The sequence below is a fragment of the Paraburkholderia phymatum genome, assembly GCF_040965635.1.
Classification (GTDB): domain Bacteria; phylum Pseudomonadota; class Gammaproteobacteria; order Burkholderiales; family Burkholderiaceae; genus Paraburkholderia; species Paraburkholderia phymatum_B.
Genome location: NZ_JBFRCH010000008.1, coordinates 82,764 through 107,251, shown reverse-complemented (window position 1 = coordinate 107,251; position 24,488 = coordinate 82,764). Strand labels below are relative to the sequence as shown.

The window sequence follows — 24,488 nt, the reverse complement described above, 5'->3', positions numbered from 1 at the left end:
CGTTTCTGAACTCAAATGACGTACAGATCGACGTATTCATTGACCGGCATTGCTTCTAACTTTGCCTGGTCCAGCGACACATCGAGGATCGCTTGTTGTTGCTTCGCCGGAAAGCGCCGCGCGAGGTTCGTCCTGAACTTCTCGACCAGCAGCGGGATGCCTTCGGCGCGGCGACGCTTGTGACCGATCGGATATTCGACGACCACTTCGTCGAACTTCGATCCGTCGGTGAACTCGACCGTCAGCGCATTCGCAATCGAGCGCTTGTCCGGGTCGTGATAATCCTTCGTGAACTGCGGGTCTTCGACGCATTCCATCTTGTTGCGCAGCGCGTCGATGCGCGGGTCTTGCGCGACGGCGTCTTCGTAATCGGCGGCCGTCAGACGCCCAAAGATAAGCGGCACGGCGATCATGTACTGGATGCAGTGATCGCGGTCGGCCGGATTGTCGAGCGGCCCTTTCTTGTCGATGATGCGGATCGCCGCTTCATGCGTGCGAATCGTGATCTTCGCGATGTCTTCGACGCGCTTGCCGTTCGCGCTCATCTGCTCATGCAGCGTCATCGCCGCTTCAGCGGCCGTTTGCGCGTGGAATTCGGCGGGAAACGAAATCTTGAAGAGCACGTTCTCCATCACATACGAGCCGTACGGGCGCTGGAATTTGAACGGCTGCCCTTTGAACAGCACGTCGTAGAAGCCCCACGTCTTTGCCGTCAGCACCGACGGGTAGCCCATTTCGCCCGTCTTCGCGATCAGCGCGAGACGCACCGCGCGCGACGTCGCATCGCCTGCTGCCCAGGACTTGCGCGAGCCCGTGTTCGGCGCATGGCGGTACGTGCGCAGCGAATGTCCATCGACGAACGCCTGCGAGACTGCGTTGATCAGCTCATCGCGCGTGAGTCCCATCAACTCGCCGACCACTGCCGTCGTAGCGAGCTTCACGAGCAGCACATGATCGAGGCCGACCTTGTTGAACGAGTTTTCGAGCGCGATGCAGCCTTGAATTTCGTGCGCCTTGATCATCGCGATCAGGACGTCTTTCATCACGAGCGGCTTCTTGCCGTTCGCAATCGCGGTGCGCGAGAGCCAGTCGGCCGTCGCGAGAATGCCGCCGAGGTTGTCGGACGGATGGCCCCATTCGGCCGCAAGCCAGGTGTCGTTGAAATCGAGCCAGCGGATCATCGCGCCGATGTTGAACGCGGCTTGCACTGGGTCCAGCTGGAACTGCGTGCCCGGTACCTTTGCGCCGTGCGGGACGATCGTGCCCGGCACGAGCGGCCCCATCAGCTTGGTGCAGGCAGGGTAGGAGAGGGCCTCGAGTCCGCAGCCGAGCGTATCGATGAGGCAGTTGCGCGCGGTCTCCAGCGCGAGATCGCTCTCGAGCTTTTCATTCAGCACATAGTCGACGATATCGACCAGTACTGTGTCCGGTTTTGGGCGGACGTTGGAGATCGGTGCGGACATCGAGGTTTCCTGGTTGGCCCGCTTACTGGGTCTTGTTGATGGCGTTCGACTGCGTCGGAGCCGGCGAGCCTTGCACCATGGCGGCCGTCTTGCACTCGTCGGCGAGGCGCGAGCTGTCCTTGTCCGAGAACAGCATCGCCTTGGTCGGGATCACGACGAGGTCCATGCCGGTTGCGGCGTCGTGGAAGCGGTCTGCGCCAGTCGTCGTCGCTTCACGCGGCAGGTTGTAGTTCTTGTTGGCCCAGTGGACGGTCACGATCTGGTCGCGCTTCATGTCGCCCTTCAGATCGAATGCGAGACCTTCGTTGCACGACCACTTCTCCGAACCTTCCGGCACGGGATCGACCTTCGCTTCCTTCGCAGGGTTGGCCTTGCGCTTGAACAGGCGCTTCGGCGCCGGTGCCTTCGGCTTGGCGTGAGGCGTCGTCGTTGATTGTGCGAACGCGCTGGGCGCCGTCACCAGCAGCGTCGAGGACAGAGCGCCAATAACGGTAGCGATCAGCAGTTTTTTCATGGGAGAGAACCTTTCTATCGAATTTCAAAGTTTAAACAGTGCGCGGCCGCAACATCGCAACCGCCGGAGGCTGCACGCACCCCCGGAGCGCACAGCGGACGCTATTTTCTCCTATTTAGCGCCACGAATTTCAAATTCTCCGGACCCGTGTAATTCGCGCTCGGCCGAATGATCTTGTTGTCGATGCGCTGTTCGATGATGTGTGCGGCCCAGCCGGACGTGCGCGAAATCACGAACAGCGGCGTGAACATTGCCGTCGGCACGCCCATCATGTGATACGACACCGCGCTGAACCAGTCGAGGTTCGGGAACATCTTCTTGACGTCCCACATCACTGTTTCGAGCCGCTCGGCGATGTCGAACATCTTCATGTTCGACGCTTCCTTCGACAGCTTCTTCGCCACGTCCTTGATCACCTTGTTGCGCGGATCGGAGATCGTGTACACCGGGTGCCCGAAGCCGATCACGACTTCCTTGTTCTCGACGCGGCGGCGGATGTCGGCTTCCGCTTCGTCGGGCGTCTGGTAGCGCGACTGGATCTCGAACGCGGCCTCGTTCGCGCCGCCGTGCTTCGGCCCGCGCAGCGCGCCGATCGCGCCCGTGATGGCCGAATAGATGTCCGAGCCCGTGCCCGCGATCACGCGGCCCGTGAACGTCGACGCGTTGAATTCGTGCTCCGCATACAGGTTCAGCGACACATGCATCGCGTCGACCCACGACTTCGACGGCTCCACGCCGTGCAGCAGATGCAGGAAGTGGCCGCCGATCGAATCGTCGTCGGTTTCGACTTCGATCCGCTTGCCGTTGTGCGAGTAGTGATACCAGTACAGCAGCATCGAGCCGAGCGAGGCCATCAGCTTGTCGGCGATGTCGCGCGCGCCTGCGAGGTTGTGATCGTCCTTCTCCGGCAGCACCGTGCCCAGCGCCGAGACGCCCGTGCGCATCACGTCCATCGGATGCGCTGCGGCGGGAATCCATTCGAGCACGGCCTTCACGTTCGCGGGCAGCCCGCGCAACGCCTTGAGCTTCGTCTTGTACGCAGCGAGTTCGGCGACGTTCGGCAGCTTGCCGTGCACGAGCAGATACGCGACTTCTTCGAATTCACAGGCGCCCGCGATGTCGAGAATGTCGTAGCCGCGATAGTGCAGGTCGTTGCCCGTCTTGCCGACCGTGCACAACGCGGTGTTGCCCGCCGTCACGCCCGACAGGGCCACGGATTTCTTTGGCTTGAAGCCGCTTGCCGTTTCGGATGCAGCCGCTTGCGTCGTATCGCTCATGCCAGGGGTCTCCTTGAGGTGCCGCTTGCGTTAGTTGTCTTGCCCGTTTTTCTGCGCGTTCTGGCTGAACAGCGCATCGAGCTTCTGCTCGTACGCGTGATAGCCGATGCGGTCGTACAGTTCGGCCCGCGTCTGCATCGTCTCGACGACGGCCTTTTGCGTGCCGTCGCGACGGATTGCCGTGTAAACGTTTTCGGCCGCCTTGTTCATCGCGCGGAACGCCGACAGCGGATACAGCACCAGCGACACATCCGCGCCGCGCAGCTCTTCGACGGTAAAGAGCGGCGTCGCCCCGAACTCGGTGATGTTCGCGAGGATGGGCACCTTCACGGCCTGTGCGAACTGCTTGTACATGCCGAGCTCCGTCATCGCTTCGGGGAAGATCATGTCCGCGCCCGCTTCGACGCATGCCGCCGCGCGGTCGATGGCCGACTGCAAGCCTTCCACGGCGAGCGCATCCGTGCGCGCCATGATGACGAAGTCCGGATCGGTGCGCGCGTCGACGGCCGCCTTGATGCGGTCGACCATTTCGGCCTGCGACACGATCGCCTTGCCCGGCCGGTGTCCGCAGCGTTTCGCGCCGACCTGGTCTTCGATGTGCATCGCCCCCGCGCCCGCTTTCGTCAGCGCCTTCACCGTGCGCGCGATGTTGAACGCCGACGGGCCGAAGCCCGTATCGACATCGACGAGCAGCGGCAGATCGCACACGTCGGTAATGCGGCGCACGTCGGTCAGCACGTCGTCGAGCGTCGAAATGCCGAGATCGGGCAAGCCGAGCGAGCCGGCCGCGACGCCGCCGCCCGATACGTAGATCGCCTTGAAGCCCGCGCGTTGCGCGAGCAGCGCGTGATTCGCGTTGATCGTGCCGACGACCTGCAGCGGCTTTTCGGCGGCGACGGCTGCGCGAAACGCGGCGCCCGCGGACGGTTGTGCGGTCGTGCTCATGATGCGGACTCCTTCGTCGCGGGCATGTCGTTTGGCCCGAAAAGCGGCGCGGCTTCGGCGGGCACAGCGCGGCCCGTCGAGCGGGCGCGGCGCAGCACCGACCAGTAATAGCGATAGCTCGCGCGATCGTGCAGCGAGTCGCGATGGCGCGTCGGGCCCCATTGCGCCGATTGCGCTGCGAGCAGGATTTCCGTCGCCGTCGCGATCTCTTCGTCGCGCGGCGCAAAGGCCGACACGATCGCGGGAATCTGCGCGGGGTGGATGCTCCACATACGCGTGTAGCCGAATTCGTTGCGGGCCCGCAGCGCGTCGTTCGCGACCACGTCCATGTCGCGCACTTCCGTCGATACGTTGTGCGACGGCACCTTGCCGTGCGCATGGCAAGCCGCCGAAATCTCGAGCTTTGCGCGCCGCACCAGGGGATGATCGAACTGGCCCGGAGAGCGCATCGCGCTGTCGGGAATCGCGCCGTCGTGTGCGGACACGAAGTCCATCAGGCCGAAGCTCAGCGCCTCGACGCCCGGCAGCGCGGCAAGATCGAACACGCGCGTGAGCGCGCCGTGCGTTTCGATCAGCAACTGGACGGGGACGGGCGTCGCGATGCCGAGCTCACGCCGCGTGGCCTCGATGAACGCGCACATTTCGGCGGCATCGGGCACGTTGCGGATTTTCGGCAGCGTGATGAAGGCGGGGGCGCGTTTTGCTGCGCGCAGGATGAGGCGCACGTCGTCGCGCCAGTGCGCGTGGTTGAAATCGTGAATGCGCACGCCGACTCGACCGAAGCGGTCGTGCTCGCCGCCGACGAGCGATGCGACGAGTTCGGCATGCTCCGCCTCGCGGCCCACTTGCGCGCCGTCTTCGCAATCGAGCGTGACGTCGAAGATGGGCCCGAGTTGCTGCTGCAACGCGAGCGATTTCAGCATCAGCTTTTCGCTGCCCGCATAGTGATCGCAGGCAGGCAGCACAGCAGGCGGCGCTTCGCCGTCAAACAGGACTTCGGCGGGAGTCAGTGCGCGCATTGTCGGCGTCGGGAGCGTGTTTGAAAGTTCTGATTCGGACGCGTTCTGTCCGTTTTCGGCCCTGGTCGAAGCAGGTCGAACAGGCAGGTGAGTCAAAACGCGTTCGGATCAGTTGCGATCTCCTGCATGCCGTCTGCCGCGCAGAGCGTCATGCAAGAGATCGGACGTAAAAAACCGGAACCCGTCGCGCTGCAACGGAGTCCCGGTTCGTGTCTGCATCCGGCGATTAGCCGAGCAGGTGCTGAACGCCGTCGCGCTCTTCGAGCAGCTCGTTCAGCGTGTTGTCCATCTTCTCGCGCGAGAACGCGTCGATCGACAGGCCTTCGACACGCTTGTATTCGCCGTTTTCGCACGTCACGGCCACGCCGTAGACGATGTCTTCGGGGATGCCGTACGAGCCGTCCGACGGAATGCCCATCGTCACCCACTTGCCGTTCGTGCCGAGCACCCAGTCACGCACGTGGTCGATTGCCGCGTTGGCCGCCGAAGCCGCCGACGACAGGCCGCGCGCTTCGATGATCGCCGCGCCGCGCTTGCCGACCGTCGGGATGAACGTGTTGCGGTTCCATTCGTCGTCGTTGATCAGCTTCGTCAGGTCCTTGCCCTCGGCCGTTGCGACGCGGAAGTCCGGGTACATCGTCGGCGAGTGGTTGCCCCACACGACGAGTTTTTCGATCGACGAAACGGGCTTGCCCGACTTCGCGGCCAGTTGCGACAGCGCGCGGTTGTGGTCGAGGCGCAGCATGGCCGTGAAGTTCTTCTTCGGCAGATCGGGTGCCGACTTCATCGCGATGTACGCGTTCGTGTTCGCCGGGTTGCCGACGACCAGCACCTTCACGTCGCGGCTTGCGACTTCGTTCAGCGCCTTGCCCTGAACCGTGAAGATTTCGGCGTTCGCCGACAGCAGGTCTTTGCGCTCCATGCCTTTCGAACGCGGACGCGCGCCGACCAGCAGTGCGACGTCTGCATCCTTGAATGCGACCTTGGGATCGTCAGTCACCACGACACCCGCGAGCAGCGGGAACGCGCAGTCTTCGAGTTCCATCACGACGCCTTTGACGGCGGCTTGCGCTTGCGGCAGGTCCAGCAACTGCAGGATGACCGGCTGGTCCTTGCCGAGCATGTCGCCATTGGCGATACGGAATAGCAGGGAGTAACCGATTTGACCTGCGGCGCCAGTGACGGCAACGCGCTTTGCGGGCTTAGCCATTGAGAAATCTCCAGGACGATGCGTTGAACGCTAGGGAAAACGCCATTCTATATGCGCGTTACGCGAAGCGTGGTTTAAGCACGGCGAATTCGCTGCGCGAGCCTTGCGGGCGCTCACGAGAAGGCCAGAAGGCACGCCGCCGGCGAAACCGCCATGCCGGATAATCGATGCTGCCGAGCGCGGGGAACGGGGGATGCTGGCGAGGCTCGCCTCGCGGCGATGCCGGATGTGGCCGCTGCATGGCGCGGGCTCCTGCAAACAGCGCGTTTCGGCGGGCACTGACGGCACATGCCGGGCAATGCGGGGCGAAGCGAAACCTGAACTGCGTGAGGGAACGGCGTGATGCAGGGTGGCCTTCAGTGCATCACGCTGTTGACACAAACCGCTATCAAAAATGCGTGGCACTACCCGCAAACCCTTGCTCGACAAGGAGTGTAGGATTCGGGGCGCACAAAGTCAACAGTATCTTATGTCTTATATAAGACATAATTATTGCGGCAAAAAATCTGGACGGCATGAGGCGCTTTGTGTTGAAATGCGCGCATGAATTCGAACCAGGCCAGCACAGCAAACCCTCCCGGCGCGTCCGGCGCGGGTGACGCCGCGCCTGTCTCCACGCCGGCTCCATCGCCGACCTTCAGTCCTCTTTATCAGCAGATCAAGGCGCTCATCACGCAGAGTCTCGAATCGGGTGAATGGAAGCCCGGCGAGATCATTCCAAGTGAAGTCGAGCTGGCCGCGCGTTACAAGGTCAGCCAGGGAACCGTGCGCAAGGCGATCGACGAACTCGCCGCCGACAACCTGCTGGTGCGCCGCCAGGGCAAGGGCACGTTTGTTGCGACGCACAACGAAGACCGCGCCCAGTTCCGCTTCCTGCGCCTTCTCGCCGACGACGGCGTCGAGCATCCGCATATCAGCCGATTGCTCGAATGCCGGCGTCTGCGCGCGTCGGCGGAAATCGCGCGGCAACTGGATCTGAAGCCGGCCGATCCCGTCGTGCTGATCAAGCGTCTCTTGACCTTCGACGGTGAAGACACCGTGCTCGACGAGATCTGGCTGCCGGGCGGCGTGTTTCGCGGGCTGACGCTCGAACGCCTGTCGGAGTACAAGGGGCCGCTCTATGCGATGTTCGAAACGGAGTTCGGCACGCGGATGATCCGCGCATCTGAGAAGATTCGCGCCGTTGCCGCCGACCCGGCCGTTGCAGATCTGCTGCACGTGCCGACGGGATTTCCGCTGTTGTCCGTGGAGCGCGTGTCCTATACCTATGGAGACCGTCCCGTCGAAGTTCGACGAGGATGGTATGTCACAACCGGGTATTACTATCAGAACGACTTGAGTTGAGCGAAGCAGCTTCGCCGCGGGCTTGCGGCGAGGCTTGCCGGTGCCTTTACGTGCGCGTGGTGTAACGCTGTCTTGTGCGGGGTTTCGCTGCAGCGCGAAATAAAAAGGCGCTAAAATTGCGGATTAGTGTGACTACATAGTAGGGGTCTAGCATGGCTGAAGCCGTAAAAAAACCGAGGCCGGAATTCCGGAACATCGGTATCGGGCAGATATTGACGGCATATCGTCTCCCTCTCGCGGGACGCGTGTCGATTCTTCACCGCGTAAGCGGCGGACTGCTCTTCATCTTCCTTCCGTTCCTGCTGTACCTCTTCGATCAGAGTCTCACATCTGAACTCAGTTTCGAAGTTTTCAAGGGCTTCCTGTCCAACATCGTCGTCAAGCTCATCACGCTCGTTCTCGCGTGGGCCTTCCTGTTCCACTTCTGTGCCGGCGTCCGTCACCTGTTGATGGACATGAACCATGACGCAGTGTCGAAGGAACGCGGCAAGAACACGTCGATCGTCGTGCTCGTCGTGTCGTCGGTGTTGACGATTGCATTCGCGCTCAAACTGTTCGGAGCATTCTAAAAAAATGTCAGCTAATAACCGTGTTGGCTCGAAGCGCCTCGTCGTCGGCGCTCACTACGGTCTGCGCGACTGGCTCGCGCAGCGCATCACGGCCGTCATCATGGCCGTCTACACCGTCATCCTGCTGTGCTGGTTCTTCGGCGCGCAGGCATTTTCTTACGACGGCTGGGCCGCGATCTTCGCTACGCAATGGATGAAGCTCGCCACCTTCGTCACGCTGCTGTCGCTGTTCTATCACGCCTGGGTCGGCGTGCGCGACATCTGGATGGACTACATCAAGCCCGTTGGCACGCGCCTTCTGCTTCAAGCGTTGACGATCGTCTGGCTGCTCGCTTGCGCGGGCTACGCTGCGCAGATTCTCTGGAGAGTGTAAAAGAATGGCTGCAATCAAGAATTCTCTGCCGCGTCGCCGCTTCGACGTGGTCATCGTCGGCGCGGGCGGCTCCGGGATGCGCGCCTCGCTGCAACTTGCACGCGCGGGCCTGTCGGTCTGCGTGCTGTCGAAGGTCTTCCCGACGCGCTCGCACACGGTCGCGGCTCAAGGCGGCATCGGCGCATCGCTCGGCAACATGAGCGAAGACAACTGGCACTATCATTTCTACGACACGATCAAGGGTTCCGACTGGCTCGGCGATCAGGACGCGATCGAGTTCATGTGCCGCGAAGCGCCGAACGCAGTGTACGAACTGGAGCACTTCGGCATGCCGTTCGACCGCAACGCGGACGGCACGATCTATCAACGCCCGTTCGGCGGCCACACCGCGAATTACGGTGAAAAGCCCGTGCAGCGCGCCTGTGCGGCGGCTGACCGTACCGGCCACGCGCTGCTTCACACGCTGTATCAGCAGAACGTCGAGGCCAAGACGACGTTCTTCGTCGAATGGATGGCGCTGGACCTGATCCGCGACGCCGACGGCGACGTGCTGGGCGTGACCGCGCTCGAAATGGAAACGGGCGACGTCTACATCCTCGAAGGCAAGACGACGCTGTTCGCTACGGGCGGCGCGGGCCGCATCTTCGCGGCATCGACGAACGCGTTCATCAACACGGGCGACGGCCTCGGCATGGCGGCCCGCTCGGGCATCGCGCTGCAGGACATGGAGTTCTGGCAGTTCCACCCGACGGGCGTGGCAGGCGCGGGCGTGCTGATCACGGAAGGCGTGCGCGGCGAAGGCGGCATTCTGCGCAACTCGAACGGCGAGCGCTTCATGGAGCGCTACGCGCCGACGCTGAAAGACCTGGCGCCGCGCGACTTCGTTTCGCGTTCGATGGACCAGGAAATCAAGGAAGGCCGCGGCGTGGGTCCGAACAAGGACCACGTGCTGCTCGACCTGTCGCACATCGGCGCTGAGACGATCATGAAGCGTCTGCCGTCGATCCGCGAAATCGCGCTGAAGTTCGCGAACGTCGACTGCATCAAGGAGCCGATCCCCGTCGTGCCGACCATCCACTACCAGATGGGCGGCATTCCGACGAACATCCACGGCCAGGTCGTGGGTACGTCGAAGGGTCACGAAGAGCCCGTCAACGGTTTCTATGCGGTCGGCGAATGCTCGTGCGTGTCGGTCCACGGCGCAAACCGCCTGGGCACGAACTCGCTGCTCGACCTCGTGGTGTTCGGCCGCGCGGCCGGCAACCACATCGTCAAGCACGTGAAGGAAATCAAGGAACACAAGCCGCTGCCCGCCGACGCTGCCGACTTCGCGCTGTCGCGTCTCGCGAAGCTCGACAACTCCAGCTCCGGTGAATACGCGCAGGTCGTTGCGGGCGACATCCGCTCGACGATGCAGGCGCATGCAGGTGTGTTCCGTACGTCGAAGCTGCTGGCTGAAGGCGTGGAAAAGATGAAGGAACTGAAGGAACGCGCGGCTCACGTCCATCTGAAGGACAAGTCGAAGGTGTTCAACACCGCGCGCATCGAAGCGCTCGAAGTGGAGAATCTGATCGAAGTGGCGCGCGCGACGATGGTGTCGGCGGAAGCTCGCAAGGAAAGCCGCGGCGCGCACGCGCAGAGCGACTTCGAACATCGCGACGACGAAAACTGGCTGCGCCATACGCTGTGGTTCAGCGAAGGCAATCGCCTCGACTACAAGCCGGTTCACATGCAGCCGCTGACCGTCGAATCGGTGCCGCCGAAGGCACGTACCTTCTAAGCGCGTACCTTCCAAGGCACATCAAAGGATCTGAGAAATGGCCAAGCGTACTTTTGAAATCTATCGCTACGACCCGGACAAGGACGCCGCGCCGCGCATGCAGACGTACGAGATCGAAATCGACTCGCACGAACGCATGCTGCTGGACGCCCTCGTCAAGCTGAAGGCACTGGACGAAACGCTGTCGTTCCGCCGTTCGTGCCGCGAAGGCGTGTGCGGTTCGGACGCGATGAACATCAACGGCAAGAACGGTCTTGCCTGCCTGACGAACCTGAACGACCTGCCGCAGAAGATCGTGCTGCGTCCGCTGCCGGGCCTGCCCGTCGTGCGCGACCTGATCTGCGACTTCACGCAGTTCTTCAACCAGTATCACTCGATCAAGCCGTACCTGATCAACGATACGCCGCCGCCGGAAAAGGAACGTCTGCAGTCGCCGGAAGAACGCGACGAGCTCGACGGCCTGTACGAGTGCATCCTGTGCGCCAGCTGCTCGACGTCGTGCCCGAGCTTCTGGTGGAACCCGGACAAGTTCGTCGGCCCGGCGGGCCTGCTGCAAGCCTATCGCTTCATCGCGGACAGCCGCGACCAGGCGACGGGCGAGCGTCTCGACAACCTGGAAGATCCGTACCGTCTGTTCCGTTGCCATACGATCATGAACTGCGTCGACGTGTGCCCGAAGGGCCTCAATCCGACGAAGGCGATCGGCAAGATCAAGGAATTGATGGTTCGCCGCGCTGTCTGAGATGGACGGATCATCGCATCAGTCCGACCCTCTACGCCGCGCGCGTCTCCGCTGGCGCGCGCGGCGCGGCCTGCTGGAAAACGATCTGATCTTCGAACGTTTTTTCAGCCGATATGAGCATGACCTCAGTGATGCGGATGTGGGCGCGCTCACGCGCCTGCTCGAACTGAGCGATAACGACCTGATGGACTTGCTTCTCGCACGCAAGGAACCGGAAGGCGACCTCGCCGACGCCGATGTCGCGCGGGTGCTGGAGATGCTGCGCACTGTGTGAGCGTCACAGATGCGCAGATAAGTTTGATCCAGGCGTGCAATTATCGAAACCCTGTTTCCATACTTTCGATTGAGGATGTGCTATGACCCCGTCAGATGTTAAAGCCACGCTATCGTTCAGCGACAACTCGCCGAGCGTTGAAATGCCGATTTATAAGGGTTCGATGGGCCCGGACGTGATCGACATCCGTAAGCTGTACGGTCAGACCGGCAAGTTCACGTATGATCCGGGCTTCATGTCGACGGCGTCGTGCAACTCGGCGATCACCTACATCGACGGCGACAAGGGCGAGCTGCTCTATCGCGGCTTCCCGATCGACAATCTCGCGCAAAACGCCGACTTTCTCGAAACGTGCTACCTGCTGCTGAAGGGCGATCTGCCGAACCAGGCGCAGAAGGACGAGTTCGTGAAGACGGTCACGAACCACACGATGGTTCACGAGCAGATGCAGTTCTTCTTCCGCGGTTTCCGCCGCGACGCGCACCCGATGGCGATTCTCGTCGCCGCAGTCGGCGCGCTGTCGGCGTTCTACCACGACTCGCTCGACATCAATAACCCGCGTCACCGCGAAGTTTCCGCGATCCGCATGATCGCGAAGCTGCCGACGCTGGTCGCGATGGCGTACAAGTACTCAATCGGCCAGCCGTTCGTGTATCCGCAGAACAATCTGTCGTACAGCGCGAACTTCATGCGCATGATGTTCTCGAACCCGTGCGAAGAGTACAAGGTCAACGAAGTGCTGGTCCGCGCGCTGGACCGCATCCTGATCCTGCACGCAGACCACGAGCAGAACGCGTCGACGTCGACGGTGCGTCTGGCGGGTTCGTCAGGCGCGAATCCGTTCGCGTGTATCGCAGCCGGTATCGCCTGTCTGTGGGGCCCGGCGCACGGCGGCGCGAACGAAGCCGCGCTGAACATGCTGGAAGAAATCGGCTCGGTCGACAACATTCCTGAGTTCATCAAGCAGGTGAAGGACAAGAACTCCGGCGTGAAGCTGATGGGCTTTGGCCACCGCGTGTACAAGAACTACGATCCGCGCGCGAAGCTGATGCGCGAAACGTGCCACGAAGTGCTGAACGAATTGGGCCTGCACGACGACCCGCTGTTCAAGCTTGCGATGGCGCTCGAAAAGATCGCGCTGGAAGACGAGTACTTTGTGTCGCGCAAGCTGTATCCGAACGTCGATTTCTACTCGGGCATCGTGCAGCGCGCGCTGGGCATCCCGACGTCGATGTTCACGTGCATCTTCGCGATGGCGCGTACCGTCGGCTGGATTGCGCAGTGGAACGAGATGATCGCCGATCCCGAGCAGAAGATCGGCCGTCCGCGTCAGCTCTTCATCGGCGAAACGCCGCGTGAAGCAAAGCCGATCGCCAAGCGCTAAGCAACGGGCGCGCTAGCGCCTCGAGCACGAGTCAAACGCATCGCGGAAACACCCCAACGGTTCGCCGTTGGGGTGTTTTATTTTGTGCGTCAGGTCCGTTTGCGCCTGCTGGTCCGCTCCAGCGACGGCGGGCGCACGTCGAGCGCGGGCTGCGGCGCGCCGGCGGGCGCATGTCCGTGCGTTTCGAAGAACTGGCGCCACGCGCCCGGCGTCATGCCGCGCGCCGCGCGGAACTGCCGGTTGAAGTTGGCGAGATTCGGAATGCCCGCTTTCGTCGCGATCACCGAAACGGGCCACGTCGTCGCCGTCAGTTGACGCGACGCATAGCCGATGCGCACGCGGCCCAGATAGCGCCCCACGCTTTCGCCGACGTGCCGCATGAAATGACGATGCAGCGAGCGCTCGGAAAGATGCGCGACGGCACACAGATCGGCGATGCGCAGCGGCTCGTCGAAGCGCCTGTCGATGAGATCGAGCACGCGGTTCAGGCGCTCGGCCTCGGAGGCCATCTCATCGGGCTTGCCCGTGTGCGCCGACGGCGACGCAAGCGGCTGTGCGTCCGCACCGGCGAGCAGGGCGAGGATGTCGAGCACGGCCGCAAGACGCGTGCGCGGTTCGGCATCGAGCAGCGCATCGACTCGCCCGCGCATCATCGCCGTTGCTGACGGATCGAAATGCAGGCCCGGCGCGGCGCGACGCAACAGCTTGGAAAGCGGCGCAAACTCCGGGCAGCAGTCGGCCACGCGCCGCGCCCAGTCCCCGCTGAACCACACGACGATCGCCACCTGCGGACGCGCCGCATCGACGGGCGCAGTCGATGCCCACGTGTGCGGCATGTCGGGCGGCACGAGCACGAGGTCGTCGGTGGCGTAATCGTCGACGTGATCGCCGATAAAGCGGCGGCCCCGGCTGTTCAGCGTCAGCGTCAGTTCGTATTCCGGATGGTGATGCCATTCGAACGGAATCTGCGCGAGCCGCCGGTGATAGACGCGCACCGAGCAGCCGGCGGGGATCGTCACGCGTTCGTATTGCGGCTTCATCGGCGGCTCCTGGCTTTCCGCTCACACGATATGGCGGTGTTGGTGCGTGTCCGGATTGTATCGATAAATGGCCAAATTGCATCGCCGGTGTGGGTCGAAGATGCCTAATCTGGCGGTACACGATCAGTCCAACGGAGACATGCCATGCCACTCATCATCGACAACGTGCCCGAGGCGATTCGCAGCACGAAACGCGCACTGCGCGACGCGCTGCCGGACTATGCGAAGGTGTTCGGCGAAGTCGAAGGCGCGATCGCCCGGCAGGTCGAAGCGATCCGTAGCGAGCGCGAGCGCGGCGAGGAGGCGATACCCGTATTCGATTACGCGTCGATTGCGTCGGGCGACGTCGATCCGCGCGTCGTCGCGCGCATCAAGGAACGTGGCGCGTGTGTCGTGCGCCGGGTGTTCGATCCGCAGCAGGCGGGCGAATGGAACGACGAAATCGCGCAATATGTCGCGAGCAACCATCTCGACGACCGGCTCGCGCATCGCGCGGAGGACAAGTACTTCGGCACGCTGGCGTCGAGCAAGCCGCAGATTTACGGCGTGTACTGGTCGAAGCCTCAGACGCTCGCGCGCCAGTCCGAGCCGTTGACGAACACGCGCGTGTTTCTCAACCGGCTGTGGCGCGCGGAAAGCGAAGGCAAGCGCCATTTCGATCCTGATCGCGTGCCCGTCTACGCGGATCGCATCCGACGGCGGCCGCCGGGCTCGGAATCGCTGGGGTTGTCGCCGCACGTCGATGGGGGCTCGGTCGAACGGTGGCTCGATCCGAATTATCGGAAGGTCTATCGACACGTGCTGTCGGGCAACTGGCGCGCCTACGACGCGTACGACGCCGCGTTCCGTCCCGATGCCGAGGAGATTCCGTCGCCCGCCGTGTGCTCGATGTTCCGCACGTTTCAGGGCTGGACGGCGCTGACGGCGCAAGGTCCCGGTGACGGCACGCTTCAACTGGTCCCGATTGCGAACGCGATGCCCTACATCCTGCTGCGCGCGCTTCAGGACGACGTCCCCGACGACGAGCTGTGCGGCGCGCAACCGTCGCGTGCGCTGTCGATCAAGCGGGAATGGCACGCGTTGCTGCTCGAAGCCGTCACGCCGATTCCTCACATGCAGCCGGGTGACGCTGTGTTCTGGCACTGCGACGTCGTGCATTCCGTCGAAGATGCGCATCGTGGCAGTGGCTATAGCAACGTGATGTATATCGCGTCGGCGCCCTGGTGCGCAAAGAACGAGGCGTATCTGAAGCGCCAGTTGCCGAGCTTCATGCGCGGCGAGAGCCCGCCCGATTTCCCGTCCGATCACTTCGAAACGGACTTCATCGGGCGCGCAACCGGGAGCGACCTGACGCCGCTCGGCCGCGCGCAACTCGGGTTCGATCTCTGAGGCGAGCGCGCGGGTGTCAAACGGGTGTCAAACGCAGGCGCTAGGGGAAGGTGCCAAACGCAGGTGCCACGGGCAGGTGCCTGGCGCGGGAGAAAAACGCTCACCGCTGGTAGTGTCGATACAGGTATCGGCACTACCAGCCAACTCTATGTTTTTTATCGGTTTTTTCGATAGCTGGTGAGCCCCGGGCGCCAACTGCGTGGCATAATCGATCGGACACGCACTGCCCGTTGTCATTACTACCCCGCATACCATGGCACAGACTCTCTACGACAAATTGTGGAACACGCACGTGATCCACACGGAAGAAGACGGTACGGCAATTCTCTACATCGACCGTCACCTGCTGCATGAAGTGACCAGTCCCCAGGCGTTCGAAGGCCTGAAGATGGCGGAGCGCCCGGTGTGGCGCATCAGCGCGAATCTGGCTGTGTCGGATCACAACGTTCCCACCACGGATCGCAGCCACGGCATCGCCGATCGCGTGTCGAAGCTGCAGGTCGATACGCTCGACTCGAACTGCGATTCGTTCGGCATCACGCAGTTCAAGATGAACGACCTGCGCCAGGGCATCGTGCACATCATCGGGCCGGAACAGGGCGCGACGCTCCCGGGCATGACGATCGTCTGCGGCGACTCGCATACGTCGACGCACGGCGCGTTCGGCGCGCTGGCCCACGGCATCGGCACGTCGGAAGTCGAGCACGTGCTGGCCACGCAGACGCTTCTGCAGAAGAAGAGCAAGAACATGCTCGTGAAGGTCGAATGCGCGTTGCCGCGCGGCTGCACCGCGAAGGACATCGTGCTCGCGATCATCGGCAAGATCGGCACGGCGGGCGGCACGGGCTATGCGATCGAATTCGGCGGCTCGACGATTCGCGCGCTGTCGATGGAAGGCCGCATGACCGTCTGCAACATGGCGATCGAAGCGGGCGCGCGCGCCGGCATGGTCGCCGTCGACGATACGACGATCGAATACCTGAAGGGCCGTCCTTTCTCGCCGGAAGGCGTCGAATGGGATCAGGCCGTCGAGTACTGGAAGCAGTTCAAGTCCGACCCCGACGCGAGTTTCGATCGCGTGGTCGAGCTGAACGCCGCCGACATCGTGCCGCAGGTCACATGGGGCACGTCGCCGGAAATGGTCACATCCGTCGACGGACGCGTGCCCGATCCGGAGAAAGAGAAAGACCCGGTGAAGCGCGACGCGATGGAACGCGCGCTGCAATACATGGCGCTCGAACCGAATCTGCCCATCGAATCGATCAAGCCGGACAAGATCTTCATCGGTTCGTGCACGAACGCGCGCATCGAAGATTTGCGCGCGGCCGCGTGGGTGGTGAAGAAGCTCGGCCGCCGCGTCGCGTCGAACGTCCGTCTCGCGATGGTCGTGCCGGGCTCGGGTCTCGTGAAGGCGCAAGCCGAGCGCGAAGGGCTCGACAAGGTATTCACCGACGCCGGTTTCGAATGGCGCGAGCCGGGCTGCTCGATGTGTCTCGCGATGAACGCCGACCGGCTCGAGCCGGGCGAGCGTTGTGCGTCCACGTCGAACCGCAACTTCGAAGGCCGTCAGGGCGCGGGCGGACGCACGCACCTCGTGAGCCCCGCAATGGCTGCGGCTGCCGCCATCGAAGGGCATTTCGTCGACATTCGCAAGCTGGGATGACACGCAACATGAACATCGATCGCATCGCACTTCTGCGCCGATTCGCACTCGCGACGCTCGCCGGGCTGCTGCTCGGACTCGCCGGTTGCAACACGGTGCATGGCTTTGGCGAAGACCTGCAGCATCTGGGCGGGTCGATCAGCGACAAGGCGGCAAAGTAAGCGGTTTTTGATTCGCCGGACGCGCCTGCCGCGCACAGCGCGCGCCGTCCGGCTTCGAACAGGCGAAAGCGTCATGGAAAAATTCATCGTACACACCGGCGTCGTGGCGCCGCTCGATCGCGAGAACGTCGACACCGACGCGATCATTCCGAAGCAGTTCCTGAAGTCGATCAAGCGCACGGGCTTCGGTCCGAACGCATTCGACGAATGGCGTTACCTCGATCACGGCGAGCCGGGGCAGGACAACTCGAAGCGTCCGCTGAATCCCGATTTCGTGCTGAACCAGCCGCGCTACCAGGGCGCCTCCGTCCTGCTCGCGCGCCAGAACTTCGGTTGCGGCAGCTCGCGCGAGCACGCGCCGTGGGCGCTGCAACAGTACGGCTTCCGCGCGATCATCGCGCCGAGCTTCGCGGACATCTTTTACAACAACTGCTTCAAGAACGGCCTGTTGCCGATCGTTCTGACGGAGCAGCAGGTCGACCATCTGTTCAACGAAACATTTGCGTTCACCGGCTTTCAGCTGACGGTCGATCTCGACAAGCAGGTCGTGCGCACGACGGACGGCAGCACCGAGTATCCGTTCGAGGTCGCCGCGTTTCGCAAGTATTGTCTGCTGAACGGCTTCGACGACATCGGCCTCACGCTGCGTCACGCGGACAAGATCCGCCAGTTCGAAGCGGAGCGCATCGCGAAGCAGCCGTGGCTGAATCATCGCCTCGTGCGCTGAAGCGCGCGTTCGCGCTCAAGTCCACACTCACGCGTTGAAGCGCCCGATAAAAGCCAGATAGAAATCGACAAGGAATACGCATGAAGATCGCAGTGTTGCCGGGCGACGGCATCGGCAAGGAAATCGTCAAGGAAGCAGTCAAGGTTCTGAACGTGCTCGGAGAGAAGTTCGAGCTGGAAGAGGCGCCCGTCGGCGGCGCGGGCTACGAAGCGGCGGGCCATCCGCTGCCGGAAGCCACGCTGAAGCTCGCGAAGGAAGCGGACGCGATTCTGTTCGGCGCGGTCGGCGACTGGAAATACGATTCGCTCGAGCGCGCGCTGCGCCCGGAGCAGGCGATTCTCGGCCTGCGCAAGCATCTGCAGCTCTTCGCGAACTTCCGTCCGGCGATCTGCTATCCGCAGCTTACGGGCGCTTCGTCGCTGAAGCCGGAAATCGTCTCGGGCCTCGACATCCTGATCGTGCGCGAACTGAACGGCGACATCTACTTCGGCCAGCCGCGCGGCGTGCGTCAGGCGCCGGACGGTCTGTTCGAAGGCGCGAAGGAGGGCTTCGACACGATGCGGTATGCGGAGCCCGAAATCCGCCGCATCGCGCACGTCGCGTTCCAGGCGGCGCAGAAGCGCGGCAAGAAGCTGACTTCCGTCGACAAGGCGAACGTGCTCGAAACGTCGCAGTTCTGGAAGGACATCATGATCGACGTGTCGAAGGAATACGCGGACGTCGAGCTGTCGCACATGTACGTCGACAACGCGGCGATGCAGCTCGTGAAGGCGCCGAAGTCGTTCGACGTGATCGTCACGGGCAATATGTTCGGCGACATTCTGTCCGACGAGGCCGCGATGCTGACGGGCTCGATCGGCATGCTGCCGTCGGCGTCGCTCGACAAGAACAACAAGGGTCTGTACGAGCCGTCGCACGGTTCGGCGCCGGACATCGCCGGCAAGGGCATCGCGAATCCGCTCGCGACCATCCTCTCGGCCGCGATGATGCTGCGTTATTCGCTGAACAAGGCCGAGCAGGCTGACCGCATCGAAAGCGCCGTGAAGAAGGTGCTGGAGCAGGGCTACCGCACAGGCGACATCGTCACGCCGGGTTGCCAGCAGGTCGGCACGTCGGCGATGGGCGATGCCGTCGTCGCGGCGCTGTAACGCGCGCTGTTTTACAGGCAAATACGCGTGAATCGGTCGGTTTCGTGCCGGTTCACGCGAAACGCGGCGTACGCGCCGCAAAAAGCGGGTTTTCGTGTACACTCCAACGATGGCGACGATTCCTCAAATCACCTCGATTTCGACACTGCGCGGCAAAACGGCCCGCGTGGTTGCGCTCGCCATTACCACCAAAACGATTACCCCGAAAACGATCACGAAGCGCTGATCGTCCGTCGTGCCCGCCCATCTTCCCCGCGCGGTCACGCCGGGCAAAGTTGCGGGGAAGTGTCCACTCCAAGGGTAAGTCATGAACGTAGGTCTCGTAGGTTGGCGCGGCATGGTCGGCAGCGTCCTGATGCAGCGTATGCAAGAGGAACGCGATTTCGATCTGATCGAACCGGTGTTTTTCAGCACCAGCAACGCGGGCGGCAATGCGCCGTCGTTCGCCAAGAACGAGACCAAGCTCAAAGATGCGACAAGCATCGACGACCTGAAGAAGTGCGACGCCATCATTTCCTGCCAGGGCGGCGACTACACGAACGAAGTGTTCCCCAAGCTGCGCGCAGCGGGTTGGAACGGCTACTGGATCGACGCAGCGTCGGCGCTGCGCATGAAGGATGACGCCGTCATCATTCTCGATCCCGTCAACCTCGACGTGATCAAGAACGCGCTGGTCAAGGGCCAGAAGAATTTCATCGGCGGCAACTGCACGGTCAGCCTGATGCTGATGGCGCTGGGCGGCCTGTTCCGCGAAAACCTCGTCGACTGGATCACGGCCATGACGTATCAGGCCGCATCGGGCGCGGGCGCGCAGAACATGCGCGAACTGCTGCAGCAGATGGGCACGCTGTACGGCGCGGCGAAGGAAGACCTGGCCGATCCGTCGTCGGCGATTCTCGACATCGACCGCCGCGTGCTGTCGGCGATGAACAGCGAGCGCATGCCGACCGACCATTTCGGCGTGCCGCTCGCCGGCTCGCTGATTCCGTGGATCGACAAGGATCTCGGCAACGGCATGTCGAAGGAAGAGTGGAAGGGCGGCGCAGAAACCAACAAGATTCTCGGCAAGCCCGCGATGGGCGAGCCGGGCTCGATCCCTGTCGATGGCCTGTGCGTTCGCATCGGCGCAATGCGCTGCCACTCGCAGGCGCTGACGATCAAGCTGAAGAAGGACGTGCCGCTCGACGAAGTGAACGGCATCCTCGCATCGGCGAACGACTGGGTGAAGGTCGTGCCGAACGAGCGCGAAGCGTCGATCCGCGATCTGTCGCCCGCCGTCGTGACGGGCACGCTGACGGTTCCCGTCGGCCGTCTGCGCAAGCTGGCGATGGGCGGCGAATATCTGTCCGCGTTCACGGTCGGCGACCAGTTGCTGTGGGGCGCTGCGGAGCCGCTGCGTCGTATGCTTCGCATTCTGCTCGACAAGTAAAGTAAACTACGCGCGATCAGTTCAACGACGCGTAAAAAACTCCAGAAAGCGTCGCGATTCTCGCGGCGCTTTTTTCATTTGGGCATTACCGAATCTTGTCGCCAACACTCTTCAACATGTGCCGCATGGCCATGCAACAAAGGTCCCGATGACGACCCGATTCCAGACTCTTCCCGCCGCCCTGCGCAGCGGCTCGCATCAGATCGCGGCGGCAGTCGCGATCGTATTTGCCGGCGCACTGTCGACGCCCGGCGCGGCATTCGCGCAGACAGCCGCCACGGGCGCAGCGAGCGCCGCTGCAACGGCCGGCGCGGGCGCGGCGCAATTCACCGTGCAGCCGGGGCAATCGCTGAACGATGCCGCGATTGCGCTCACGCAGTCGCACGATCGCGCGGTGCTGGCGCGTGCGGCGAAAGCGATTTTCGACGCAAATCCGAACGCGTTCATGGGGCACGATCCGAGCCGCTTGCGGCTGGGTGCCGTCCTGAACCTGCCGCCCGTCGATGCGACGGGCGCGGCGGCCAGTGCGGCTGCGGCGGCGGAGCCGGCGTCCGCGCCGGGCTCGACGGCACAGGCAGCGACTAACGCTTCTGCGACGACGTCGGCGGCAGCGCCAGCGGCGCCGACGCCCGCCGCACCAGCCGATACGGGCGCGGCCGCTGAAACGGGGGCTTCGTCGACGTCGACGGCGCCGCATTCGCAGAGCGCCAGCGCGCCGGCAACAACCGAAACGACGCCGGCTGCCGGCTCGCAGGCTGCGGGCACGACCGCGCCGCCGGCATCGGCGGCGAGCGGCACGCATGCGTGGACGGGCTCGATTCAGAGCAGCGCACCGGCCGCTAGCGCGCAATCCGCATCGCAGGCGCATCCGCAGGTTTCGAGCTTGCAGCAGTTGCTGGCGCTGAAAAACCGCGTGCTGATGGAATTGCAGAAGCATGGCATCGGCAAGCAGCCGGCGTCGAACGGAAACGCCGCGACTGCGCCTGGCGCGACACAGCCTTCGAATTCGACGGCTGGCGCCAGCGCGCCCGCAAATGCGACGCCCGCCTCCCCAACGCCGGCACCGGCAGTGACGCACCCTGTCAGCGGCCCCGCCGGTATTCCGCAGGAGTATCTGGGCGTGGCGGCCGCCGTCGGCGCGGCACTCGTGGCGCTGCTGGCCGGCCTCACGATGCGCCGGCGCCGGAAGGCTGCGCGCGACGAGGCGGCGGCGAGCGAGGCGTCCGCGCCCGGCGATGAATCGCCGCGCGTCACACCGGATGCGGCACGGGTTTCCGAAGAAACGCCTGCCGCGCCGAAATCACCGTCAACCTCGCCTGCCGACACGCATCAAGCGCCGCGCGCCGCTGCGACTGTGCCCGTCGCCGAAAGCGAGCCGAAGTCGGAACCTGAAACCTTCGACGACGCGTCGGCTGAAGCCGGTCTGGCGGCGGCTGCGTCGCTGGGCGCCGACGCATTGCCGCGCGAGTCGCTCGACCCCGCGCGCGAGGAAGCGCGTACCGCCGAGGCTGCGGCGCAGGAACAGGCCTCGCGCGAACAGGCTGCGCCGACGGCCGATCGTGCCGCTGAAACCGCGCGCGTCGAGTCGTCGCTCGACGAAGCGCCGATTCACGCGCCCACCGGGTCGCCCGCGCATCCAGCGCTCGAGCAATCCGAAGAAGCCCCGGCAACTACGCGAGCACCGCTCGAGCTGGACCTCGACGCGGCGCCGGACGTGGCGTTTCGCGAGCCGACCTTCGAGCCGCCCATCTCGTCCGCCACGCCGCCGGTTCAACAGGGCCAGGTCGAACCCGCCGCTCAACATGAGCAACTGATCGAGCCCCTGCCCGACGACGACTCGCTCGCGTTGCCCGAGCGGCCGTCGACGCCCGAGCGTTTCCCGTTGGGCGAACCACCGCCGCTGGGACCCGCCCTCGCGGACGATTTTCCGCGCGATGCCATCCGCGCGCTCGATAGCCTCGACGACTTCGCGTTGCCGCCGCGCGCCGCCCACGCTGAGCCCGCGGCGGAGTTCGACTTGCCGGACACGCTGGGCGCGCACGCTGTGACGCCGCCCGCGTCGCTGACCACGCAACCCGTCGTCGCGCCGGACATCACTGCGCAGCAGGCGATGCCGGAGCACGCCCCCAAGCCGCCCGCCGCCGCCGATGAAATCGTCGCGGGCACGGCGGGCGCGGCTGCCGTCGCGGGCCTGGGCGCCGCGCCGTTCGGCGCGCTGAAGCTCGATTTCGACCTCGAATTGCCGCCCGGCCCATCGCAGGCCGTGCCCGCGTTCACACCGGAAGAACTCGCTCGGATCGCCCGCAACAAGCTCGATCTGGCCGTCGAATACATCGATCTCGGCGACGTCGTCGGCGCGCGCACGCTGATCAACGAAGTCATCGAATCGAACGATGCCGCGACGCGCGCCGATGCTCGCGCGTTGCTGTCGACGCTCGCGCCGCTTTCGTGATGTCTGCCGTGAAGCGTATTGCGCTAGGCATCCAGTACGACGGCGCGGCGTTTTGCGGCTGGCAGTCGCAGCCGCACGGCAAGACGGTGCAGGACGCACTCGAGCGCGCGCTGCGCGAATTCGCGCAGACGCCGCTGCAGACGGTCGTCGCGGGGCGCACGGATACGGGCGTCCACGGGCTCGGGCAGGTCGTGCATTTCGACACCGAGCTGGATCGCGCGGAATTTTCGTGGGTGCGCGGCACGAACGCGTTTTTGCCGAAGACGGTCGCCGTGCAATGGGCGAAGCCGATGCCCGACGCGTTCCACGCGCGCTTTTCCGCATTCGAGCGCACGTACTACTACGCGCTCTATGTGCATCCCGTGCGCTCGCCGATGCTCGTGGGCCGCGCGGGCTGGATTCACACGCCGCTCGACATCGACGCGATGCGCGAAGCGGCTTCCTGCCTGATCGGCGAGCATGATTTTTCGGCGTTCCGCTCGTCGGAGTGCCAGGCGAAGACGCCCGTCAAGCATCTGTATCAGGTCGATATCCGGCCGCAGGGCGACTTCATCCATTTCCGCTTCCGGGCGAACGCGTTTTTGCATCACATGGTGCGTAATCTGATGGGCTGCCTCGTGGCCGTGGGCCGCGAACGCTATCCGGCAACATGGCTCGCCGAAGTGCTCGAAAGCCTCGACCGGAATCAGGCCGCGCCTACATTCATGCCCGACGGGCTGTATCTCGCGCAAGTGGGCTATCCTGAGGCGTTCGCTGTGCCTGCGCCGCAGGCGGGCAGCGTCCCGTGGAGCACTGTTTGGACCGACTCATGACTTCCGCCAAATCCGCCGATTCCTCCGCTTCCGCCGCCGTTTCCGTTGATAGCCAGGCAGAAAACGTCTCGCCCGCCGACGAAACCGTCCCGCACCGCACGCGCATCAAGCTGTGCGGGCTCGGCAATGCCGCCGACGTCGCGCATGCCGTCGCCTTGGGCGCCGACGCGATCGGCCTCGTGTTCTACCCGCCCAGTCCGCGCGCGCTGAGCGTCGCGCAAGCCGTCGAAATGACGCGCATCGTGCCGCCATTCGTGTCGGTGGTCGGGCTGTTCGTGAATCCGACGCCGGATTGGTTCAACGAAGTCACCTGCAACGTGCCGCTGACGATGCTCCAGTTCCACGGCGACGAAACGCCCGAGCAGTGCGAGAAACTGGCGGGCATTGCGGGTTTGCCTTGGTTGCGCGCGCTGCGAATTGCGCCCGATACTCAACCGGCCGATTTGATAAAATCAGCCCTTAACTATTCAGCCGCCAGCGGTCTCATGTTCGACACTCATGTCGAAGGCTATGGCGGCGGCGGGAAGGTCTTCGATTGGTCACTTATTCCAGCAGAGCTCGCGCGTCGGGCCGTTTTGAGTGGTGGGTTGAGCACGCAAAACGTCAGTGATGCGATTCATCGCGTGCGCCCGTACGCGGTCGATGTCTCGAGCGGCATCGAGGTGCCGGGCGCAAAGGGCGTGAAAGATCACGCCCGGATGGCGGCGTTCGTGCGCGCGGTGCGCGAAGCGGACGCCGGATGATTCCCAGGCCGCGCCGCGCATCGCGCAGGC

At 63.7% G+C, this 24,488-nt stretch carries 23 protein-coding genes; 16 read left to right on the top strand and 7 right to left on the bottom strand.

Annotated features, from left to right (window positions below; genetic code table 11):
* Window positions 1-11 precede the first annotated feature (11 nt).
* The 6 genes from AB4Y32_RS17385 to AB4Y32_RS17360 form a co-directional block, all read right to left on the bottom strand.
* Complete coding sequence (locus AB4Y32_RS17385; RefSeq protein ID WP_368722521.1) at window positions 12-1,463, bottom strand: bifunctional 2-methylcitrate dehydratase/aconitate hydratase; 1,452 nt, start codon at window positions 1,461-1,463, stop codon at window positions 12-14.
* Window positions 1,464-1,485: 22 nt separating this feature from the next.
* A complete protein-coding gene (locus tag AB4Y32_RS17380) occupies window positions 1,486-1,977 on the bottom strand; it encodes a hypothetical protein (RefSeq protein WP_368722520.1) in 492 nt (163 codons plus the stop codon).
* A gap of 101 nt (window positions 1,978-2,078) precedes the next feature.
* Entirely contained in the window at window positions 2,079-3,254 is a 1,176-nt protein-coding gene (prpC, locus tag AB4Y32_RS17375; protein WP_368722519.1) for a bifunctional 2-methylcitrate synthase/citrate synthase, read from the bottom strand.
* A 30-nt stretch (window positions 3,255-3,284) separates the two neighbouring features.
* Entirely contained in the window at window positions 3,285-4,199 is a 915-nt protein-coding gene (gene prpB / locus AB4Y32_RS17370) for a methylisocitrate lyase (protein WP_368722518.1), read from the bottom strand.
* A complete protein-coding gene (locus tag AB4Y32_RS17365) occupies window positions 4,196-5,218 on the bottom strand; it encodes a CoA ester lyase (RefSeq protein WP_368722517.1) in 1,023 nt (340 codons plus the stop codon). The genes prpB and AB4Y32_RS17365 overlap by 4 nt, the downstream gene beginning before the upstream one ends.
* A 226-nt stretch (window positions 5,219-5,444) precedes the next feature.
* The gene (locus AB4Y32_RS17360) at window positions 5,445-6,428 is read right to left on the bottom strand and encodes a malate dehydrogenase (RefSeq protein ID WP_087735665.1); all 984 of its coding nucleotides are present in this window, start codon (window positions 6,426-6,428) and stop codon (window positions 5,445-5,447) included.
* Between the two features lie 543 nt (window positions 6,429-6,971).
* On the opposite strand from AB4Y32_RS17360, the gene AB4Y32_RS17355 reads away from it, so the two are divergent.
* From AB4Y32_RS17355 to gltA, 7 genes are all read left to right on the top strand, one after another.
* A complete protein-coding gene (locus AB4Y32_RS17355) occupies window positions 6,972-7,772 on the top strand; it encodes a GntR family transcriptional regulator (RefSeq protein WP_368722516.1) in 801 nt (266 codons plus the stop codon).
* Window positions 7,773-7,924: 152 nt separating this feature from the next.
* Window positions 7,925-8,341, top strand: coding sequence for a succinate dehydrogenase, cytochrome b556 subunit (gene sdhC, locus AB4Y32_RS17350; RefSeq protein WP_368722515.1), 417 nt, complete (start codon window positions 7,925-7,927; stop codon window positions 8,339-8,341).
* 4 nt (window positions 8,342-8,345) lie between these two features.
* A complete protein-coding gene (sdhD, locus tag AB4Y32_RS17345; RefSeq protein ID WP_368722514.1) occupies window positions 8,346-8,714 on the top strand; it encodes a succinate dehydrogenase, hydrophobic membrane anchor protein in 369 nt (122 codons plus the stop codon).
* A gap of 4 nt (window positions 8,715-8,718) precedes the next feature.
* Complete coding sequence (gene sdhA / locus AB4Y32_RS17340) at window positions 8,719-10,494, top strand: succinate dehydrogenase flavoprotein subunit (RefSeq protein WP_368722513.1); 1,776 nt, start codon at window positions 8,719-8,721, stop codon at window positions 10,492-10,494.
* A 37-nt stretch (window positions 10,495-10,531) separates the two neighbouring features.
* Window positions 10,532-11,236 carry a succinate dehydrogenase iron-sulfur subunit gene (locus tag AB4Y32_RS17335; RefSeq protein WP_008924387.1) on the top strand — a complete coding sequence of 235 codons (705 nt, stop codon included), beginning with the start codon at window positions 10,532-10,534 and terminating at the stop codon, window positions 11,234-11,236.
* Window position 11,237: 1 nt separating this feature from the next.
* Window positions 11,238-11,510, top strand: coding sequence for an FAD assembly factor SdhE (locus tag AB4Y32_RS17330; protein ID WP_090871098.1), 273 nt, complete (start codon window positions 11,238-11,240; stop codon window positions 11,508-11,510).
* An 82-nt stretch (window positions 11,511-11,592) separates the two neighbouring features.
* Window positions 11,593-12,894, top strand: a complete 1,302-nt coding sequence (gene gltA / locus AB4Y32_RS17325) for a citrate synthase (protein WP_368722512.1) — start codon at window positions 11,593-11,595, stop codon at window positions 12,892-12,894.
* Window positions 12,895-12,983: 89 nt separating this feature from the next.
* Here the strand turns inward: gltA and AB4Y32_RS17320 are convergent, their stop codons facing one another.
* Window positions 12,984-13,934 (bottom strand): helix-turn-helix domain-containing protein, encoded by a 951-nt coding sequence (locus AB4Y32_RS17320; protein WP_368722511.1) that lies wholly within the window; start codon window positions 13,932-13,934, stop codon window positions 12,984-12,986.
* Window positions 13,935-14,078: 144 nt separating this feature from the next.
* On the opposite strand from AB4Y32_RS17320, the gene AB4Y32_RS17315 reads away from it, so the two are divergent.
* The 9 genes from AB4Y32_RS17315 to AB4Y32_RS17275 all read left to right on the top strand — a co-directional run bounded on the left by AB4Y32_RS17315 (window position 14,079) and on the right by AB4Y32_RS17275 (window position 24,458).
* Window positions 14,079-15,323 carry a DUF1479 domain-containing protein gene (locus tag AB4Y32_RS17315; protein ID WP_368722510.1) on the top strand — a complete coding sequence of 415 codons (1,245 nt, stop codon included), beginning with the start codon at window positions 14,079-14,081 and terminating at the stop codon, window positions 15,321-15,323.
* 253 nt (window positions 15,324-15,576) lie between these two features.
* A complete protein-coding gene (gene leuC, locus AB4Y32_RS17310) occupies window positions 15,577-16,986 on the top strand; it encodes a 3-isopropylmalate dehydratase large subunit (protein ID WP_368722509.1) in 1,410 nt (469 codons plus the stop codon).
* Window positions 16,983-17,147, top strand: coding sequence for an entericidin A/B family lipoprotein (locus AB4Y32_RS17305; RefSeq protein ID WP_087735655.1), 165 nt, complete (start codon window positions 16,983-16,985; stop codon window positions 17,145-17,147). Before leuC ends, AB4Y32_RS17305 begins: the two co-directional genes overlap by 4 nt.
* Window positions 17,148-17,220: 73 nt before the next feature.
* Window positions 17,221-17,874, top strand: a complete 654-nt coding sequence (leuD, locus tag AB4Y32_RS17300; RefSeq protein ID WP_368722508.1) for a 3-isopropylmalate dehydratase small subunit — start codon at window positions 17,221-17,223, stop codon at window positions 17,872-17,874.
* An 80-nt stretch (window positions 17,875-17,954) separates the two neighbouring features.
* Window positions 17,955-19,022, top strand: coding sequence for a 3-isopropylmalate dehydrogenase (leuB, locus tag AB4Y32_RS17295; protein ID WP_368722507.1), 1,068 nt, complete (start codon window positions 17,955-17,957; stop codon window positions 19,020-19,022).
* Window positions 19,023-19,329: 307 nt separating this feature from the next.
* Window positions 19,330-20,451, top strand: a complete 1,122-nt coding sequence (gene asd / locus AB4Y32_RS17290) for an aspartate-semialdehyde dehydrogenase (protein WP_368722506.1) — start codon at window positions 19,330-19,332, stop codon at window positions 20,449-20,451.
* A 148-nt stretch (window positions 20,452-20,599) separates the two neighbouring features.
* A complete protein-coding gene (locus tag AB4Y32_RS17285) occupies window positions 20,600-22,903 on the top strand; it encodes a FimV/HubP family polar landmark protein (protein ID WP_368722505.1) in 2,304 nt (767 codons plus the stop codon).
* Window positions 22,903-23,715, top strand: coding sequence for a tRNA pseudouridine(38-40) synthase TruA (truA, locus tag AB4Y32_RS17280; RefSeq protein WP_368722504.1), 813 nt, complete (start codon window positions 22,903-22,905; stop codon window positions 23,713-23,715). Before AB4Y32_RS17285 ends, truA begins: the two co-directional genes overlap by 1 nt.
* Window positions 23,712-24,458, top strand: coding sequence for a phosphoribosylanthranilate isomerase (locus AB4Y32_RS17275; protein ID WP_368722503.1), 747 nt, complete (start codon window positions 23,712-23,714; stop codon window positions 24,456-24,458). Before truA ends, AB4Y32_RS17275 begins: the two co-directional genes overlap by 4 nt.
* Window positions 24,459-24,488: the final 30 nt, after the last annotated feature.

Bases quoted from the DNA above. Each gene is read 5' to 3' on its own strand.
- AB4Y32_RS17385 (WP_368722521.1), bottom strand. From the start codon at position 1,463: ATGTCCGCACCGATCTCCAACGTCCGCCCAAAACCGGACACAGTACTG.
- AB4Y32_RS17380 (WP_368722520.1), bottom strand. From the start codon at position 1,977: ATGAAAAAACTGCTGATCGCTACCGTTATTGGCGCTCTGTCCTCGACG.
- prpC (WP_368722519.1), bottom strand. From the start codon at position 3,254: ATGAGCGATACGACGCAAGCGGCTGCATCCGAAACGGCAAGCGGCTTC.
- prpB (WP_368722518.1), bottom strand. From the start codon at position 4,199: ATGAGCACGACCGCACAACCGTCCGCGGGCGCCGCGTTTCGCGCAGCC.
- AB4Y32_RS17365 (WP_368722517.1), bottom strand. From the start codon at position 5,218: ATGCGCGCACTGACTCCCGCCGAAGTCCTGTTTGACGGCGAAGCGCCG.
- AB4Y32_RS17360 (WP_087735665.1), bottom strand. From the start codon at position 6,428: ATGGCTAAGCCCGCAAAGCGCGTTGCCGTCACTGGCGCCGCAGGTCAA.
- AB4Y32_RS17355 (WP_368722516.1), top strand. From the start codon at position 6,972: ATGAATTCGAACCAGGCCAGCACAGCAAACCCTCCCGGCGCGTCCGGC.
- sdhC (WP_368722515.1), top strand. From the start codon at position 7,925: ATGGCTGAAGCCGTAAAAAAACCGAGGCCGGAATTCCGGAACATCGGT.
- sdhD (WP_368722514.1), top strand. From the start codon at position 8,346: ATGTCAGCTAATAACCGTGTTGGCTCGAAGCGCCTCGTCGTCGGCGCT.
- sdhA (WP_368722513.1), top strand. From the start codon at position 8,719: ATGGCTGCAATCAAGAATTCTCTGCCGCGTCGCCGCTTCGACGTGGTC.
- AB4Y32_RS17335 (WP_008924387.1), top strand. From the start codon at position 10,532: ATGGCCAAGCGTACTTTTGAAATCTATCGCTACGACCCGGACAAGGAC.
- AB4Y32_RS17330 (WP_090871098.1), top strand. From the start codon at position 11,238: ATGGACGGATCATCGCATCAGTCCGACCCTCTACGCCGCGCGCGTCTC.
- gltA (WP_368722512.1), top strand. From the start codon at position 11,593: ATGACCCCGTCAGATGTTAAAGCCACGCTATCGTTCAGCGACAACTCG.
- AB4Y32_RS17320 (WP_368722511.1), bottom strand. From the start codon at position 13,934: ATGAAGCCGCAATACGAACGCGTGACGATCCCCGCCGGCTGCTCGGTG.
- AB4Y32_RS17315 (WP_368722510.1), top strand. From the start codon at position 14,079: ATGCCACTCATCATCGACAACGTGCCCGAGGCGATTCGCAGCACGAAA.
- leuC (WP_368722509.1), top strand. From the start codon at position 15,577: ATGGCACAGACTCTCTACGACAAATTGTGGAACACGCACGTGATCCAC.
- AB4Y32_RS17305 (WP_087735655.1), top strand. From the start codon at position 16,983: ATGACACGCAACATGAACATCGATCGCATCGCACTTCTGCGCCGATTC.
- leuD (WP_368722508.1), top strand. From the start codon at position 17,221: ATGGAAAAATTCATCGTACACACCGGCGTCGTGGCGCCGCTCGATCGC.
- leuB (WP_368722507.1), top strand. From the start codon at position 17,955: ATGAAGATCGCAGTGTTGCCGGGCGACGGCATCGGCAAGGAAATCGTC.
- asd (WP_368722506.1), top strand. From the start codon at position 19,330: ATGAACGTAGGTCTCGTAGGTTGGCGCGGCATGGTCGGCAGCGTCCTG.
- AB4Y32_RS17285 (WP_368722505.1), top strand. From the start codon at position 20,600: ATGACGACCCGATTCCAGACTCTTCCCGCCGCCCTGCGCAGCGGCTCG.
- truA (WP_368722504.1), top strand. From the start codon at position 22,903: ATGTCTGCCGTGAAGCGTATTGCGCTAGGCATCCAGTACGACGGCGCG.
- AB4Y32_RS17275 (WP_368722503.1), top strand. From the start codon at position 23,712: ATGACTTCCGCCAAATCCGCCGATTCCTCCGCTTCCGCCGCCGTTTCC.